The sequence below is a fragment of the Verrucosispora sp. WMMD573 genome, assembly GCF_027497175.1.
Lineage (GTDB): Bacteria > Actinomycetota > Actinomycetes > Mycobacteriales > Micromonosporaceae > Micromonospora.
Window position 1 is genome coordinate 4,443,080 of the sequence record NZ_CP114901.1, and the last position, 15,775, is coordinate 4,458,854.

Below are 15,775 nucleotides of genomic sequence, written 5' to 3' on the forward strand. Positions count from 1 at the left end.
CGGCCGGCCCCGGCCCTGCCTCCGAGGCGGAACGATGACCACCACCAGCACCACCGGTGCGGACGCGCCCCCGCGCCCCACCGTCCGTCCCACTCGCCCCGACCGGCGGCACCGCTGGGCCCGCCGGGCCCCGCTGCTGCCCGCCCTGGTCTTCGCCATCGTGGTGACGCAACTGCCCTTCCTGTTCACCCTCTACCTGTCCACCCAGAGCTGGAACGCGCTGCGGCCGGGCAGTCAGGAGTTCATCGGCCTGGCCAACTACGCCACGGTGCTCACCGACGGTCGACTGCGTGCCGCGCTGCTCAACACGGTGGTGCTCACCGCCTCGTCGGTGCTCGCCTCCGTACTGCTCGGCCTCGGCCTGGCCATCCTGCTCGACCGTAAGTTCCCCGGTCGGGGCGTCGTCCGCACCCTGCTCATCACCCCGTTCCTGGTGATGCCGATGGCGGCGGCGCTGTTGTGGAAGCACGCGATCTACAACCCGTCCTACGGCCTGATCAACGGCATCCTCGGCGGCAGCACCGACTGGGTGTCTCAGTACCCGATGGTCTCCGTGGTCGCCGCGCTGGTCTGGCAGTGGACCCCGTTCATGATGCTGATCATCCTGGCCGGCCTGCAGAGTCAGTCCCTGGAGACGCTGGAGGCAGCCCGGGTCGACGGCGCCGGCCCGTGGCAGACCTTCACCCGGATCACCCTGCCCTACCTGCGGCCTTACCTCGAACTGGGTGCCCTGCTCGGCTCCATCTACCTGGTGCAGACCTTCGACGCGGTCTTCACCATCACCCAGGGCGGCCCGGGTCGGGCCACCACGAACCTGCCGTACGAGATCTACCTGACCACCTTCCGCAAGTTCGAGTACGGCGAGGCCGCCGCGGCCGGCGTCGTGGTGGTGATCGGCACCATCATCGTCGCCACCTTCGCGCTGCGGGTGATCTCCAGCCTGTTCCGGATGGAGGACGCACGATGACCCGTACCGCGAGTCCGGCCCGGCGCAGCGCGGGCCGCACCGGGGCCGCGTGGACCGTCCTGGCCTGGCTGGCCGGGCTGCTGTTCTTCCTGCCGGTGGCCTGGATGGTGCTCACCGGCTTCAAGCGCGAGGTCGACGCCGCCAGCAACCCGCCGTCCTGGTTCTTCACGCCGGTGCTGGACGGCTACCGGCAGGTCTTCGACCGCGACATCACCCCGTACCTGCTCAACTCGGTGATGGCCAGCGTGCTGTCCACCCTGCTGGTGCTCGTGCTGGCCACCCCGGCGGCGTACGCGCTGTCGATCCGGCCGGTCGCACGCTGGCGTGACGTGCTGTTCTTCTTCATCAGCACCAAGATGCTGCCGGTGGTCGCCGCGCTACTGCCGATCTACCTGCTCGTGCAGGACCTCGGCATGCTGGACAACGTCTGGACCCTGATCGTGCTCTACACCGCCATGAACCTGCCGTTGGCCGTGTGGATGATGCGGTCGTTCATGCTGGAGGTGCCGCCGGCGCTGATGGAGGCGGCGGCGATGGACGGCGCCGACCTGCTCGTCACCATCCGGCGGATCCTGTTGCCGCTCGTGGCGCCCGGCCTGGCCGCGACCGCGCTGATCTGCTTCATCTTCAGCTGGAACGAGTTCTTCTTCGCGGTCAACCTGACCGCCACCCGGGCCGGCACCTCGCCGATCTTCCTGGTCGGCTTCATCACGTCCGAAGGGCTGTTCCTGGCCCGGCTCTGCGCGGCGGCGACCATCGTGTCGCTACCTGTCGTGCTGGCCGGCTGGATCGCCCAGAAACAACTCGTCCGAGGACTCTCCATGGGGGCGGTCAAGTGAAGGCAGCAGTCATCGTCACACCGGGCCAGATCAGCGTCGAGTCGGTACCGGACCCCACGCCCGGCCCTCGGGACGTGGTGGTCGAGGTCGCCGGCTGCGGGATCTGCGGCACCGATCTGCACATCATGGACGGTGAGTTCGCGCCCGCGTACCCGATCGTGCCGGGCCACGAGTTCGCCGGCACCGTGGTCGCGGTGGGGCGGGACGTCACCGAGGTGGGCATCGGCGATCCGGTGGCCGTGGACCCGTCGCTGCACTGCGGTGAGTGCTACCAGTGTCGCCGGGCCCGGGGCAACCTCTGCGAACGGTGGAACGCCATCGGGGTCACCGTCTCCGGCGGCGCGGCCGAGTACGCGCTCGCCCCGGTACGCAACTGCGTGGTGCTGCCGTCCGGCGTCGCCCCGGCCGACGCCGCCCTCATCGAACCGCTCTCCTGCGCGGTACGCGGCTTCGACGTGCTGCCCCGCCGGCTGGCCGACCACTATCTCATCTACGGCGCCGGCACCATGGGCCTGATGATGCTGGAGCTGGCGAAACGCTGCGGCGCGGCGTCCGTCAGCGTGGTCGACCCGAACCCCGACCGCCTCGCCACCGCCGTCCAGCTGGGCTGCTCGGCGAGCGCCGCCAACGCGGACGAGCTGGACCGCCCGCGCGGCTGGGACGTCGTGATCGACTGCACCGGCGTCGAGCCGGCCATCGCCGACGGCCTGACCCGGGTCGCTCCCGCCGGCACGTTCCTCCAGTTCGGTGTCTCCGAGTACGCCACCCGGGTACCGGTCGAGCCGTACCGCATCTACAACAAGGAGATCACCGTCACCGGCTCGATGGCCGTCCTGCACAGCTTCGACCGCGCCGCCGAGTTGTTCGCGGCCGGCGTGCTGGACCCGCAGGTCTTCATCAGCCACCGCTTCCCCCTGGCCGCCTACGCCGACGCGATGTCGCAGTTCCGCTCCGGCATCGGCCGCAAACTCCTCATCACCTGACCCCGCCCACCCGCCACCCACTGGGAACCTCGCCCCGACAGGGACCCGGGAAGCAGCAACATCGGCGATGTTGTTCCCTCACGGGCGCCCGAGACAGCAACATCGGGGAAGGTGCTGCCCCCCTCATGGCGGTCGGGCACGCGGCGGGCGAGGGACGCGGCAGGGCGGGGCAGATGGCGTGCGGGCAGGCGGCGTGGTCAGCTATGCGGCATGGTCGGGTGGGTGTCGGGGTACCGGGCCGGGGTGCGGATGGACAAGGCTGAGCGTGAAGAACTCCGTCGGCTCGTGGCGGACTTCAGGCGATGGGATCGACTCGCCCAGGACGTGCGGCACTGGCACCGGGCCGTCCAGCAGGCGGCCACGGCCGCCGAAGGGGAATTGCGGGACCGCAGCGTCGTGGTCGAGCGCTCCGGCCAGGCCGCGTGGCGGGTGCTCGCGTTGCGGGCGAACGACCGTGACGTCGTCCGGTGCCTGAAGGAGCGGGCCACGCTGCCCGCGACGACGGCCACCGACGACGCGCTGCTGCGCCTGCTCACCGATGACGCCCCCCGCGCCGTCGCCGACCTCGCACCCATGCTCGACGTACGTCGGTACCTCGTCGGGCCGGCCAGGAAGCAGACGGCGGCCACCGCCGCGACGTTCCTGCGTGAGCGGCATGCGGAGGTCATCGCCGCCGACAGCGCCGAGCGCCTGGGGCAACTCGGCGTCCCCACCGCGCCCTCCGCCCCGGTCCGGGACAGCGTCCGCGACCTGCTCGACCCGTCCCTCCGCTTCGCGCTGATCGCCGAGCGCACCGGCCGGGCGCCCGAGCCTGTCGAACGGACGGGGCAGGAGCGCGGGTCTGCCGGGCGGATCGCACCGCGGCGGAAGCCGGCGGGGTGGACCGGCCCGGAGCCGGAGCTGATGGACCGGTCGGTCTTCGGGGAGCTGCCGGCGGCACTGGCCACCATCGACAAGGTCGTGGCCGGCGAAGCCCCGTACCGGTCGGCGGCACGTGCAGCGGGCGAGAAGGTCAGACATCTTGAGGTGCAACGCATCCTGCGGGACATGTCGGTGGAGACCTTGCGAACCGTCACCCGCGACCGGTTCCGCCTCGGACCGCTGACCGACGCCGGAATCACCACCGTGCAGGACGTGCTGCACCACGGCCCGTCGCTTCAGTCGCTTCCAGGGGTCGGGGAGACCACCGCCCGTCGCCTGCTCGGCGCGGCCCGTACCCTCTGGCAGACCACGTACGACGACACGCCGGTCCGCATCGAGGTCGAACACCGCCACCCGGAGACCACCCTGCTGCTGCGGCGGCTCGCCGAGTGGGACGCGCGCCGACGCACCCGTGGCGCGGCAGCCGACCTCGAACGCGCGGCTGAACTCGCCCCGCTGGGCGGCACCATCGACCGCAGGACCAGCCACCTGCTGGTCGTGCCGACCCGAGGGCTCGCCGCCAGCGGGCTCAGCGAAAGCATCGAGATCGTCAGACGGCGAGCCGAGCTGCTCGGCAGGTCGACCGCGCCCGGTCGACGGAACCTTGGTGCCGACCCGTGGGACGACTTCCTCAGCCGTCCCGCCGACTACTTCGCGATGCTCTCCGAGTTGGGATTCTCCAGCGGTGACGGGAACACGGTGCACGGCGATCTCCCGGACGAGATCATCGAGGCGGTACGCGACCAGGCACTCGACGGCGCACACCTGACCGCCTCCCTGCGCGGCTACCAGAGCTTCGCGGCGCGCTTCGCCCTGGTCCAGCGCAAGGTCATCATCGGGGACGAGATGGGCCTCGGTAAGACCGTCGAGGCGATAGCGGTCCTGGCGCACCTGCGCAGCAGGGGAAGCACCCACTTCCTGGTGGTGTGTCCCGCCGCCGTGGTGACCAACTGGGTCCGCGAGATCAGCGGCAAGTCGGAGCTGCGCCCACACCGGGTGCACGGCCCGGGACGCGACGCCGCGGCCCGCGCCTGGCTGCGGGACGGCGGCGTGGCGGTCACCACCTACGAGACCCTCGCCTGGTGGGTGCCGCAGTTGCGGGAGGTCCCCGACCTGGCGTGTGTAGTGGTCGACGAGGCCCACTACGTCAAGAACCCACAGGCGCAGCGGTCGATCAGGACGAAGGAAATCGTCGCGCGCGCCGACCGGGCCATCCTGCTCACCGGTACACCACTTGAGAACAAGGTCGACGAGTTCCGCAACCTCGCCTCCTACGTTCGCCCCGACCTCACCGTCGACGCCACCGACCTGTCACCCGCGCGGTTCCGGCGGCAGATCGCCCCGGCGTACCTGCGCCGCAACCAGGACGATGTGCTCGACGAACTGCCCGAACTCATCGAGGTCGAGGAGTGGCTGCCGATGTCCTCGGCGGACACCACGCGTTACCGCGAGGCGGTCGAGCGGGCAAACTTCATGCAGATGCGCCAGGCGGCGATGCTTCCGGCCGCCGATTCCACAAAGGTGCAGCGCCTCGTCGAGATTGTCCGCGAGGCGGCCGAGAACGAGCGCCGCGTCATCGTCTTCTCCCACTTCCGGGAGGTGCTCGAACTGGTCGCCCGTACCCTTCCCGGCCCGGTCTTCGGCCCGCTGACCGGCTCGGTGCCCGCCCACCACCGGCAGCGGATGGTGGACGAGTTCTCCGCCGCCCGTCACGGCGCCGTCCTGGTGGCCCAGATCGTGGCCGGTGGCGTCGGGCTCAACATCCAGTCCGCATCCGTTGTCGTCATCTGTGAACCGCAGCTGAAACCCACCACCGAGGCGCAGGCCATCGCCCGGGCGCACCGGATGGGGCAGGTTCAGTCGGTGCAGGTCCACCGGCTGCTCTCCGAGGAGGGCGTCGACCAGCGGATCACCGAACTGCTGGCGGGCAAGCGTCGCATCTTCGACGACTTCGCCCGGGTCAGCGACACGGCCGACGCGAGCCCCGAGGCGGTGGACCTGTCCGAGGCCGAACTCGTCCAGGAGGTGGTGGCCGCCGAACGCGAACGCCTCCTCGCCCCCGCGCCCAACCTCCCATCCCAGCACGCGCCTTCATGACCCACGTCGCCGGACCGTGGCAGTGCAGGTGTCAACCGCCCGGCGTGTCGACTACCTCCACTGCCGCGGACCGAAAGTGTCACCGCCCCGGCCCAGCGGGTCCGCAAACGGGCGCGGTCATCCGCGGGCCACCCCCGAGGGTGGCGGCCAGCGCGACGACCGCGCCGGGCCGCCGCGAGCGCCGCCTGCACGAGCAGCGCCCCGCACAGCGACATGCGCGCCACGTCGAGGTCGGTCTGCCCGATACCTGCTGGTCGGGGATCACCACCACCTGCCGCGTCCGGCCATCCGGCAACACGGCGCAGCCCGCGATCACATCGAGGTCCACGATGTAGGTGTCGCGCATCGGCGTACCGCATTTGAGGGCATTGCGTGGCCACTGCGCTGGCACCGAGATCCGTACGCCCTCGCTGGCCACCTCCTGCTGGGGAGTTGGACCTCGATCACGTAGGGCCGCAGCCACCACCGTCGCCAGGGCGAGCACCCCTCCGATCGCCGCGGCGGCGACCGCCATCCGTGAGCCGGTACCAGAGACATGGCTCCGGACGTCGCTGGCCGCGAATGTCGCCGCGGAAGCAGCGCTGTGACCAGTGCCCGAGACGAGACCTGTGCTCAGAGGTCGAGCACGCCGACCGTTTCGCCGCCGCTCTGCTCGCCGGTAGGCCGGAAACCGAGCTTCAGATAGAAGGCTTCCGGGCCGCCGGCCCGAGGCTTCCAGGTCACGTACGCCCGCGTGCCGCCCCGGACCCGGATCTCCTGACACACGGCTGCCACGGCGAAGCGACCATAGCCGCGTGCCTGGGCGTCAGCCGCGATGTTCAGCCGCCAGAGGCCGGACCGTCGGTCGTCGGGATCGCGACCGGAGTTCCACTGGATGTTTAGGAAGGCCATCAGGAACCCGACAAGCGAGTCTCCGTCGTAGATCAGTCTCGGCCAGGCGTTGTCGGGAAAGACATACGCTTCGGCGAGCGACTTGACCACCGGTCCGACCAGGTCCTCCTGGTCCGGGCGCACGGACAGCGCCAGCGCCGCCTCGTAGTTCTCCTGCGTGATCCTTTCCAACCGCATAGGGCGGACCGTAGCGGGCTGGTGACGGCACTGGCGACCCCGTTTCACCGGCCCCGCACGCCCCGGGTGCCGCCGAGCCGGCAGACGCTCGCCTCACCGTTGAACCAACGCCTCGGGCGAAGGCCCGCGCGCCGACGAGATCCGGTGGAGGCGGGTGGCGACGAGGGTGGCGGCCAGGACGGAGACGGCGGCGACCGGGCCGATCCAGGCCGGGCCGAGGCCGACCGCGAGCACCGTGCCGCCGAGCGCTGCGCCGAGGGCTCCGGCGGCACCGGCGACGGAGATGTTCACTGCGGCGACCAGACCGGTGGTGGCCGCGTCGACCTGACCCATCAGCCAGGTCTGGACCAGCGGCACGACCAGGAACGCCGTCGCGCCCAGCAGGGCCAGCCCGACCAGCGCCAGCGGGGCGACCGGCAGCAGGACTGGCTGCACCAGCAGGAGCGCGGTCAGCGCGCCGACGGCAAGGGGCAGCCGGCGGGTGATCGCCTGGGGGCGTACCCGGCCGGCGAGCAGGTTGCCGGCGATGGTGCCGAGGCCGTAGCCGACCAGGCCGACGCTGACCCAGCCGGGGCTCAGGCCGGTGACGGTACGCAGCATCGGCGCGACGTAGGTGAACGCGGCCACGAAGCCGGTCAACGCCAGCAGGGTGACGCCGAGCCCGGCGTAGATGCCGGGACGCAGCAGCGCACCGATGCTGTCGCGGACCCCGGCCGGCGGCGGGGTGGGGATGCGGGGGCAGAAGACGAGCACGCCGAGCAGCCCCAGCGCGGCCATGCCGGCCACGGCCACGAAGGTGACCGGCCAGCCGTACGCCTCACCGATCAGGCTGCCCAGCGGCAGGCCGAGCACGGTGGCCAGGGCGAATCCGCCGAACAGCCGGGCCACCGCGACGGTCTGCCGCCGCGGCGGGACCGAGGCCATGGCCACCTGGGAGGCCACCGCCATGAACAGCGCCTGCGCCAGCGCCGAGCCCAGCCGGGCCGACAGCAGCATCGGGTACGAGGTGGCCATGGCGCTGGCCGCCGCGGACACCGTGGCCAGCGCCATGGTGCCGGCGAGCAGCTCCCGGCGCGGCAGCCGGCGGGTCAGCACGGTGGCGACCGGACCGCCCACGGTGACCACGATCATGTACGCGGTGACCAGTTGGCCGGCGGCGGCAACGGACACGTCCAGGTCGGTGGCGACCTGGGTGAGCAGGCCGACAAGCACGAATTCGGCGGTGGCCACGGCGAACGAGCAGACGAGGAGCACGTAGATGATCACAGAGGGACGCTAAAGCCTCACACCGACGTTAGAGTCAAGCGATGCGGATCGGTGAGTTGAGCGCGCGGACCGGCGCGTCGGTGCGGATGCTGCGGTACTACGAGGAGCAGGGTCTGCTGACGCCGGTACGCACCGAGTCGGGCTATCGGATCTACCAGGAGTCCGACGTCGACCGGGTGGCCCGGATCCGGTGCATGCTGTCGGCCGCGCTGCCGTCCGGAGTGGTCGGACAGGCGCTGCGGTTCCTCCTGGACGGCCGGGCCGCGATCCCCGACGAGCCGACCGACCGCGCCCGGCTGGCCGACACCCTTCAGGGCGAGTTGGACCTGCTGACCGAGAAGGTCGAGGCGCTGCGGTCCAGCCGGGACCTGCTCGCCACAATCGTCGCCGACGTACGCGGTGACGTGGTGGGGCCGGGCAAACCCGGTGACCCGGGCGGCGGGGTGGCCCGTCGGTCGGTTCGCAAGGCCGGCCCGGCGGTCGGTCTCGCCCGCTGAGCTGCCGCTCCGGCCCTGGCTCGGCGGCGTCGGCAGGCGTAGGCCGTGCATGCCGCCATCGACGGCGAGCACGCTGCCGGTGGTCGCCCCGGACAGTGGACTGGCCAGGTACGCGAACCAGGTCGCAGGTCCTGAGCGGCGCAGGGCCGTCCGGCCTGTCCGGAGGGGACTCCGGCCGCTGGTCGGCTCCACGTCCGCAGGGTGCACTGGAGGCAGGACGGAGAGAGGTGAGGACGATGACGTACCTGATCGTCGTTGGCGTCGATGGTTCGGACGGTGGGCGACGTGCCCTGCGGTGGGCGGTCGGGGAGGCGGCCGAGCGCAACGGGACCGTACAGGCGGTGACCGCCTGGCGGTGGGACGGCCTGGAAGGTGGTGCCATGGTCGCGCCCAACCCGATCGAGGAGGAGGAGCGGGCCAACGCCCTGCTGTCCCGGGAGATCGGCAAGGTCACGCGGGGCACGTCGACGGCGCCGGTCTCGGCCGAGGTCGTCGAGGGCCGGCCGGCCGACATGCTCACCGCCGCCGCACGTCGCGCCGACCTGCTGGTGCTGGGCAGCCACGGGCATGGCCGGCTGCGGCACACCGTGCTCGGCTCGGTTAGCGAGGAGTGCGTACGTAAGGCGACCTGCCCGGTGGTGGTGCTCCCGGTGCCGGTTCCGGCTCCGGACGGTCCAGCCGTGCCGGCGGTGCCGGCCTGACCGCGACCGACGGGGGTTGCCGGTCTCTGACATGCTCTGGGCCGTGACGACCGGCCACCCCCGTTCCCACCGCCGCGCCCGCCGTACCCGGTTCGGGCTCCTGTTCAGCCTCGGCATCGTGATCGCCCTGGTCGTGGCGGCGGTGATCGTGCTGCGCCCGCCGGGGCCCCGTCCGCTGTTCCAGATGCCGGTCGGTTGCGGTGAGACCTGGCAGGTCGGTACCTATCCGGGGCACGGCGACTACGACGTGGACTTCTTCCCGCTCTCCGGCGACCCGTGGGGGCAACCGGTGCTCGCCTCGTACGAGGGCACCGTCACCGTGGCCGGGATCAACGGATCGCTGGGTGGTCGTACCCCGGACAATCCGGACGGCCCCCGGGGTCGTGGCGGTGGCTACTGGGTGAAGATCGACCACGGTGGCCGGTGGGAGACCCAGTATCTGCACCTGCTGGAGCCGCCGCTGGTGCAGGTCGGCCAGCGGGTCGTCCAGGGCCAGCAGATCGGCCGGATCGGCAGCACCGGTAACTCCGGCGCCCCGCATCTGCACTACGAGCAGCGGCGCGGCTGGCAGAAGGTGGAGACCTACTTCGACGGCGCCCCGTCGGGCATCACCAACGACGATGCCGAGTACACGCTGCGGCTGACCAGCAACAACTGTCCGTAGCGCGAAGTGCTGTCGTACCCACCTGATGGGGTACGTCCCGTGGGTGTTCTGGATGACTACTTTCGCGCCGTGGAAGACTGTCCCGCCGCGCCCGGGCCGCCGGTCACCACCTCTACTGCTGGTGCTGCCTCTGACCGCCCGGGTCACAGCTTGACGGCGAACGTGTCCGCCCACCGGGCTGAGCCCTGCCGGCCGGCGGGTTTGCGGTTAGCGTGGGCGAGCAGGGAGGCGGCGACCAGGGCAATTTGCCACGTTTTGTGTTGACATCGCTAGGTCGGGGGACCAGACTCGCAAGATCTTTCGACTGCCGGGGAAGAATCCAGGGGGAGGACCATGTCCAGGACCAGATTCAGGTTGGCCGGCGCGACGATCGCCCTGATGCTCGCCGCCGTGGCGGGATGCAGTGGGGGCGAGGGCGTCGACGTCGACGGCAACGACACGGCGGGCGCCGGCGGCGTGCTCAACGCCGCGATCGGCGGCGAGCCCGACCAGCTCGATCCGCACAAGACCTCCGCCTACTACAGCTTCCAGGTGCTGGAGAACGTCTTCGACACGCTCGTCGAGCCGGACGCCAACCTGGAGATGAAGCCTTCCCTGGCCACCGAGTGGACCACCAGCGAGGATCAGCTGACCTGGACGTTCACCCTCCGCGAGGGCGTCAAGTTCTCCGACGGTTCGCCGTTGACCGCCGAGGACGTCGTCTACTCCTACAACCGGATCATCGACGAGAAGCTGAACAACGCGTACAAGTTCGGCACCGTGAAGTCGATCGAGGCCACCGACCCGAAGACCGTGGTGGTGACCCTCAACGCGCCGACCCCTAACCTGCTGGCCAACCTCGGTGGCTTCAAGGGCGTGGCGATCGTCCAGAAGGCCAACGTGGAATCCGGTGAGATCACCACCAAGCCGGTCGGCAGTGGTCCGTTCGCCGTGGAGAACTACAGCTCCGGCGACAGCATCCGGCTGGTTCGCAACGACAACTACTGGGGCGAGAAGCCGAAGCTGGACGGCGTCCGGTTCACCTTCGTCAGCGACCCCACCGTCGCCCTGCAGAACCTGCGCGGCGGCGAGGTGCACTGGACCGACAACCTGCCACCGCAGCAGGTGCCGGCGTTGCTCGACGGGGACGAACCGACGGTGCAGTCGGTGCCGTCGACCGACTACTGGTATCTCGCGCTCAACCAGGCACGCAAGCCGTACGACGACGTGAACGTCCGCCGGGCCATCGCCTTCGCGCTGGACCGGGAGGCGATCACCAAGGCCGCCAAGTTCGGGCTGGCCACGGTCAACCAGACGGCGATCCCGCAGAACAGTGCCTTCTACTACGAGTACGCGCCGTACACCCACGACGTCAACCAGGCCAAGCAGCTGCTCGACCAGGCCGGGGTGAGCGGTCTGACCATGGACCTCATGGTCACCAGCGAGTACCCGGAGACGGTCACCGCCGCCCAGGTCATCGCCTCGCAACTGGAGGCCGTCGGGATCACTGTCGAGATTCGTACGCTGGACTTCGCGCAGTGGCTCGACGAGCAGGGCGCCGGCAAGTTCGACTCGTTCATGCTCGGCTGGCTGGGCAACATCGACCCCGACGAGTTCTACTACGCCCAGCACCACAGCGACGGCACGTTCAACTTCCACAAGTACGCCAACCCGAACGTCGACCGGCTGCTCGACCAGGCCCGGACGGAGACCGACCAGGCCGCCCGCAAGCAGCAGTACGAGCAGGTGGCCAAGCAGATCGTGGACGACGCCAGCTACATCTACCTCTACAACCCCGATGTGGCACAGGGCTGGTCCAAGCAGCTCAGTGGCTACGAGGTACGCACGGACCGGGCGATCCGGTTCCGCGACGTGGCTCTCGCCCGGTGATCCGGCGGGGGACCTCAGGTGGCCCGCTTCGTCATCCGTCGGCTGCTGCAGTCGGCCATCGTGCTGCTCGGTGTGACCCTCGTGGTGTTCCTGCTGCTCCAACTGGTGCCGGGTGACCCGGTCCGGGTCGCCCTCGGCACTCGCTTCGACCCGCAGACCTACGAGGCGCTGCGGGCCCGGGCGGGGCTGGACCAGCCGCTGGTGGTGCAGTATTTTGACTACCTGCGGCGGGCGCTGACCGGCGACCTCGGGGTGAGCTTCCGCAGTGGACGCCCGGTCACCGCGATCGTGCTGGAGCGGCTGCCGGCGACCCTGTCGCTGGCGGTCACCGCGGTGGTGTTCGCCATGGCGGTCGCCTTTCCACTGGGGATCGTCTCGGCCATCCGCAGCGGCTCGCTTGTCGACCATGCGGCCCGGGTGTTCAGTCAGTTCGGTGTCTCGGTGCCGGACTTCTGGATGGGAATCATGGGCATCCTGCTCTTCTCCGGGGTGCTCGGCTGGCTGCCGCCGTCGGGGTACGTCGCACTCACCGAGGATCCGGGGCGCTGGTTGTCCCACGTGGCGTTGCCCGCCGCCACGGTCGGCCTGGTGACCGCCTCGATCCTCACCCGGTTCATCCGCTCGTCGATGTTGGAGGTGCTCTCCGAGGACTACGTGCGTACCGCCGAGGCGAAGGGACTGCGTACCCGGGTGGTGGTGTTGCGGCATGTGCTGCGCAACGCCCTCATCCCGGTGGTGACCGTGGTGGCGGTGCAGATGGCCAGCCTGCTCGGAGGGGTGATCGTGATCGAGGTGCTGTTCGCCTGGCCCGGCATCGGGCGGCTCACCTACGACGCCGTCGCGGCCCGGGACTATCCGGTCCTGCAAGGGGCGGTGCTGCTGGTCGCGGCGCTGTTCCTCCTGGTCAACCTGTTGGTCGACATTCTCTACGCCCGTCTCGATCCGAGGATCACGGTCAAATGAGCGAGCAGACGATCAACCATGAGGGGCAGCTGCGCCGGGTGCTCGCCGCGCTGCGGCGCGATCCGCTGGCCCTGACCGGCAGCCTGGTGCTGGTGGTGCTTGTCGTGGTCGGCGTGGGCGGCTCCTGGCTGGCGCCGTCGGGCATCAACGAGGTGAACGTCGACCAGATGCTTCAGCCGCCGAGCTGGGCCCACCCGTTCGGCACCGACGAGTTGGGTCGCGACGTGCTCAGCCGGGTCATGGTCGCCGCCCGGGTGTCGTTGCAGGTCGGCCTGGTCAGCGTCGGCATCGCACTGGTGGTGGGGGCGACCCTCGGGCTGTTCGCCGGCTACTACCGCGGCTGGCTCGACAACGTGCTGATGCGCTGCATGGACGTGCTGTTCGCGTTCCCGGTGCTGCTGCTGGCGGTGGCGATCGTGGCGGTGCTCGGCCCGGGACTGGTCACCGCGATGGTGGCGATCGGGGTGGTCTACACGCCGATCTTCGCCCGGGTGACCCGGGCCGGCGTGCTCTCGGTCCGAGAACAGGTCTTCGTCCGGGCCGCGGTCTCGGTCGGCGCGTCCGACCTGCGGATCATGCGGCGGCACGTGCTGCCGAACATCGCGGCACCGCTGATCGTGCAGACGTCGCTCTCCCTGGCCTTCGCGATTCTCTCCGAGGCGGCGCTGTCCTTCCTCGGCCTCGGTGTCCAGCCACCCGATCCGGCCTGGGGCCGAATGCTGTTCGACGGGCGCGGGTTCGTCACCGACGCCTGGTGGCTGGGCTTCTTCCCCGGTGCGGCGATCTTCCTCACGGTCCTGGCCTTCAACCTGGTCGGTGACGCGCTGCGGGACGTGCTGGATCCCCGCCAGCTCACCGTCAGCGAAGCCAGGAGGAGCACCGCATGAAGCCGGTACTGGCCGTCGAGGACCTCACCGTCACCATCGGCACCCGGCGTGGGCCGGCCCACGCGGTCGCCGGGGTCGACTGGGCGGTGCAGCCCGGGGAGACGCTGGCGCTGGTCGGCGAGTCGGGCAGTGGCAAGAGCATGAGCGTGCTCGCGGCCACCGGGCTGGCACCCCGCACCGCGCGGGTGACCGGGCGGGTGCACCTGCTCGACACGGAACTCACCGGGCTGACCGAGGAACGCCGTCGGCGACTGCGAGGGCGGCACATCGGGTTCGTCTTCCAGGATCCGATGACCTCGCTCAATCCGGTGCTCACCGTCGGCCGGCAGGTCACCGAGGCCGCCGAGGAACACCTCGGGCTGACCCGGCGGGCTGCCCGGTCCCGCGCCGTCGAACTGCTGGACATGGTCGGCATCCCGTCAGCGGGGCAGCGGGTGGACGCGTACCCGCACCAGTTCTCCGGCGGCATGCGCCAGCGGGTGGTGATCGCCATGGCGTTGGCCTGCGAGCCGGACCTGCTGATCGCCGACGAGCCGACCACGGCCCTCGACGTCACCACCCAGGCGCAGATCGTCGAGCTGGTCGCCGACCTGCAACGACGCCTCGGCACCGCGGTCGTCTGGATCACCCACGATCTGGGTGTGGTCGCCGGCATCGCCGACACCGTGGCGGTCATGTACGCCGGCCGGATCCTCGAACAGGGGCCGGTCGACGCCGTGTTCGGCACGCCGTCGCACCCGTACACGGCGGCTCTGCTGGCCGCCCGTCCGGACCCGGCGGCCGGCGGCGCGGAACTGGTCACCATCGCCGGTGCGCCGCCCAGCCCGTTGGACCTGCCGGCGGGCTGCGCATTCTGGCCCCGCTGCCCGGTGCGGGGTGACGCCCGCTGCGAGCACGAACTGCCGCCGCTGGTACCGGTCTCGGCCGGGCACCAGGTCCGCACCTTCTATCCGCAGCCGAGCGACGGGGAGCGCCGATGAGCGAGCGGCAGCGAGCGGATCATCAGCTCGGCCCGGTCGTGCCGGCCGATGGCGCGGCGCACGGTGGGGTGCCGAAGCAGCGGGAAGCGGGCGAGGTGGTGGCCGAACTCGACGATCTGGCGGTGTGGTTCCCGACCCCGGCCGGTGTCGTGCGCGCCGTCGACGGCGTGTCGTTGCGGGTGCGGCGCGGGGAGACGCTGGGGCTGGTCGGCGAGTCCGGCAGCGGCAAGTCCACCACCGGGCTGGCCCTGCTCCGGCTGGTGGATCCCACCTCCGGCACGGTCCGGGTGGGCGGCCAGGACGTCACCCGGTGGTCCCGGCGACGGTTGCGGGCGCTGCGTCGCCGGGTGGCCATGGTGTTCCAGGACCCGCAGGCGTCCCTGGATCCCCGGCTCACCATCGGGGCGAGCATCGCCGAGCCGCTGATCGTGCACCGACTCACCGACGGCGGTGCCGCCCGTCGCCGCCGGGTCGACGAACTGCTCGACATGGTCGGGTTGCGCGGCGACCTGGCCGACCGGCATCCCCACGAACTCTCCGGCGGGCAACGGCAGCGGGTCGGCATCGCCCGTGCCCTGGCCGGCGAACCGGATCTGATCGTGCTGGACGAACCGATCGCCTCGCTCGACCTGAGCGTGCAGGCGCAGATCATGAACCTGCTCCGCCGGCTGCAACGGGACCTGGGCCTGACCTACCTGTTCATCGCCCACGACCTGGCTGCCGTGGAGCACATGAGCGACCGGATGGCGGTGATGTACCTGGGGCGGATCGTGGAGAGCGGCACCCCGGCGCAGATCTGGCGCGACCCGGCCCACCCGTACACTGCCGCGCTGCTGTCCGCGGTGCCGGTCGCCGACCCGCAGGTCGAACGGGAACGTCGCCGGATCATCCTCAGCGGCGACATTCCCAGCCCGGTGGACCCCCCGGGCGGCTGCCGATTCCGCACCCGCTGTCCGCAGGCCCGGCCGGAATGTGCCGAGACCGATCCGGTGCTGGCCGAGGTCGACCCCGACCACCGGGCAGCGTGCCTGTTCGCCAAGGAGGCCGTGCGAGCCATGCGGTCGGCGTGACCC

At 70.8% G+C, this 15,775-nt stretch carries 14 protein-coding genes; 12 read left to right on the plus strand and 2 right to left on the minus strand.

What is annotated here, in order from left to right:
- Positions 1-34 precede the first annotated feature (34 nt).
- The 4 genes from O7601_RS20205 to O7601_RS20220 all read left to right on the plus strand — a co-directional run bounded on the left by O7601_RS20205 (position 35) and on the right by O7601_RS20220 (position 5,807).
- A complete protein-coding gene (locus tag O7601_RS20205; protein ID WP_281562656.1) occupies positions 35-967 on the plus strand; it encodes a sugar ABC transporter permease in 933 nt (310 codons plus the stop codon).
- Entirely contained in the window at positions 964-1,806 is an 843-nt protein-coding gene (locus O7601_RS20210) for a carbohydrate ABC transporter permease (RefSeq protein ID WP_281562657.1), read from the plus strand. Before O7601_RS20205 ends, O7601_RS20210 begins: the two co-directional genes overlap by 4 nt.
- A complete protein-coding gene (locus O7601_RS20215; RefSeq protein WP_281562658.1) occupies positions 1,803-2,789 on the plus strand; it encodes a zinc-dependent alcohol dehydrogenase family protein in 987 nt (328 codons plus the stop codon). The genes O7601_RS20210 and O7601_RS20215 overlap by 4 nt, the downstream gene beginning before the upstream one ends.
- Before the next feature lie 222 nt (positions 2,790-3,011).
- Positions 3,012-5,807, plus strand: coding sequence for a DEAD/DEAH box helicase (locus O7601_RS20220; RefSeq protein ID WP_281562659.1), 2,796 nt, complete (start codon positions 3,012-3,014; stop codon positions 5,805-5,807).
- Positions 5,808-6,419: 612 nt separating this feature from the next.
- Here the strand turns inward: O7601_RS20220 and O7601_RS20225 are convergent.
- Positions 6,420-6,875 carry a GNAT family N-acetyltransferase gene (locus O7601_RS20225; protein ID WP_281562660.1) on the minus strand — a complete coding sequence of 152 codons (456 nt, stop codon included), beginning with the start codon at positions 6,873-6,875 and terminating at the stop codon, positions 6,420-6,422.
- A gap of 93 nt (positions 6,876-6,968) precedes the next feature.
- A complete protein-coding gene (locus O7601_RS20230; RefSeq protein WP_281562661.1) occupies positions 6,969-8,141 on the minus strand; it encodes an MFS transporter in 1,173 nt (390 codons plus the stop codon).
- A gap of 41 nt (positions 8,142-8,182) precedes the next feature.
- Between O7601_RS20230 and O7601_RS20235 the strand changes: the two genes are divergently transcribed.
- The 8 genes from O7601_RS20235 to O7601_RS20270 all read left to right on the plus strand — a co-directional run bounded on the left by O7601_RS20235 (position 8,183) and on the right by O7601_RS20270 (position 15,772).
- Positions 8,183-8,638, plus strand: a complete 456-nt coding sequence (locus tag O7601_RS20235; RefSeq protein ID WP_281562662.1) for a MerR family transcriptional regulator — start codon at positions 8,183-8,185, stop codon at positions 8,636-8,638.
- Positions 8,639-8,874: 236 nt separating this feature from the next.
- A complete protein-coding gene (locus O7601_RS20240) occupies positions 8,875-9,339 on the plus strand; it encodes a universal stress protein (RefSeq protein ID WP_281562663.1) in 465 nt (154 codons plus the stop codon).
- 43 nt (positions 9,340-9,382) lie between these two features.
- The gene (locus O7601_RS20245) at positions 9,383-10,003 is read left to right on the plus strand and encodes a M23 family metallopeptidase (RefSeq protein ID WP_281562664.1); all 621 of its coding nucleotides are present in this window, start codon (positions 9,383-9,385) and stop codon (positions 10,001-10,003) included.
- A gap of 333 nt (positions 10,004-10,336) precedes the next feature.
- Complete coding sequence (locus O7601_RS20250; RefSeq protein WP_281562665.1) at positions 10,337-11,872, plus strand: ABC transporter substrate-binding protein; 1,536 nt, start codon at positions 10,337-10,339, stop codon at positions 11,870-11,872.
- A gap of 18 nt (positions 11,873-11,890) precedes the next feature.
- Positions 11,891-12,835 (plus strand): ABC transporter permease, encoded by a 945-nt coding sequence (locus O7601_RS20255; protein ID WP_281562666.1) that lies wholly within the window; start codon positions 11,891-11,893, stop codon positions 12,833-12,835.
- Entirely contained in the window at positions 12,832-13,722 is an 891-nt protein-coding gene (locus tag O7601_RS20260) for an ABC transporter permease (RefSeq protein ID WP_093402188.1), read from the plus strand. The genes O7601_RS20255 and O7601_RS20260 overlap by 4 nt, the downstream gene beginning before the upstream one ends.
- A complete protein-coding gene (locus O7601_RS20265; RefSeq protein ID WP_281562667.1) occupies positions 13,719-14,702 on the plus strand; it encodes an ABC transporter ATP-binding protein in 984 nt (327 codons plus the stop codon). The genes O7601_RS20260 and O7601_RS20265 overlap by 4 nt, the downstream gene beginning before the upstream one ends.
- On the plus strand, positions 14,699-15,772 hold the full coding sequence (locus O7601_RS20270) for an oligopeptide/dipeptide ABC transporter ATP-binding protein (RefSeq protein WP_281562668.1): 1,074 nt from the start codon (positions 14,699-14,701) through the stop codon (positions 15,770-15,772). Before O7601_RS20265 ends, O7601_RS20270 begins: the two co-directional genes overlap by 4 nt.
- Positions 15,773-15,775 lie beyond the last annotated feature (3 nt).

Coding starts and splice junctions, on each gene's coding strand:
- O7601_RS20260 (WP_093402188.1), top strand. CDS start 12,832: ATGAGCGAGCAGACGATCAACCATGAGGGGCAGCTGCGCCGGGTGCTC.
- O7601_RS20250 (WP_281562665.1), top strand. CDS start 10,337: ATGTCCAGGACCAGATTCAGGTTGGCCGGCGCGACGATCGCCCTGATG.
- O7601_RS20205 (WP_281562656.1), top strand. CDS start 35: ATGACCACCACCAGCACCACCGGTGCGGACGCGCCCCCGCGCCCCACC.
- O7601_RS20225 (WP_281562660.1), bottom strand. CDS start 6,875: ATGCGGTTGGAAAGGATCACGCAGGAGAACTACGAGGCGGCGCTGGCG.
- O7601_RS20270 (WP_281562668.1), top strand. CDS start 14,699: ATGAGCGAGCGGCAGCGAGCGGATCATCAGCTCGGCCCGGTCGTGCCG.
- O7601_RS20240 (WP_281562663.1), top strand. CDS start 8,875: ATGACGTACCTGATCGTCGTTGGCGTCGATGGTTCGGACGGTGGGCGA.
- O7601_RS20210 (WP_281562657.1), top strand. CDS start 964: ATGACCCGTACCGCGAGTCCGGCCCGGCGCAGCGCGGGCCGCACCGGG.
- O7601_RS20235 (WP_281562662.1), top strand. CDS start 8,183: ATGCGGATCGGTGAGTTGAGCGCGCGGACCGGCGCGTCGGTGCGGATG.
- O7601_RS20265 (WP_281562667.1), top strand. CDS start 13,719: ATGAAGCCGGTACTGGCCGTCGAGGACCTCACCGTCACCATCGGCACC.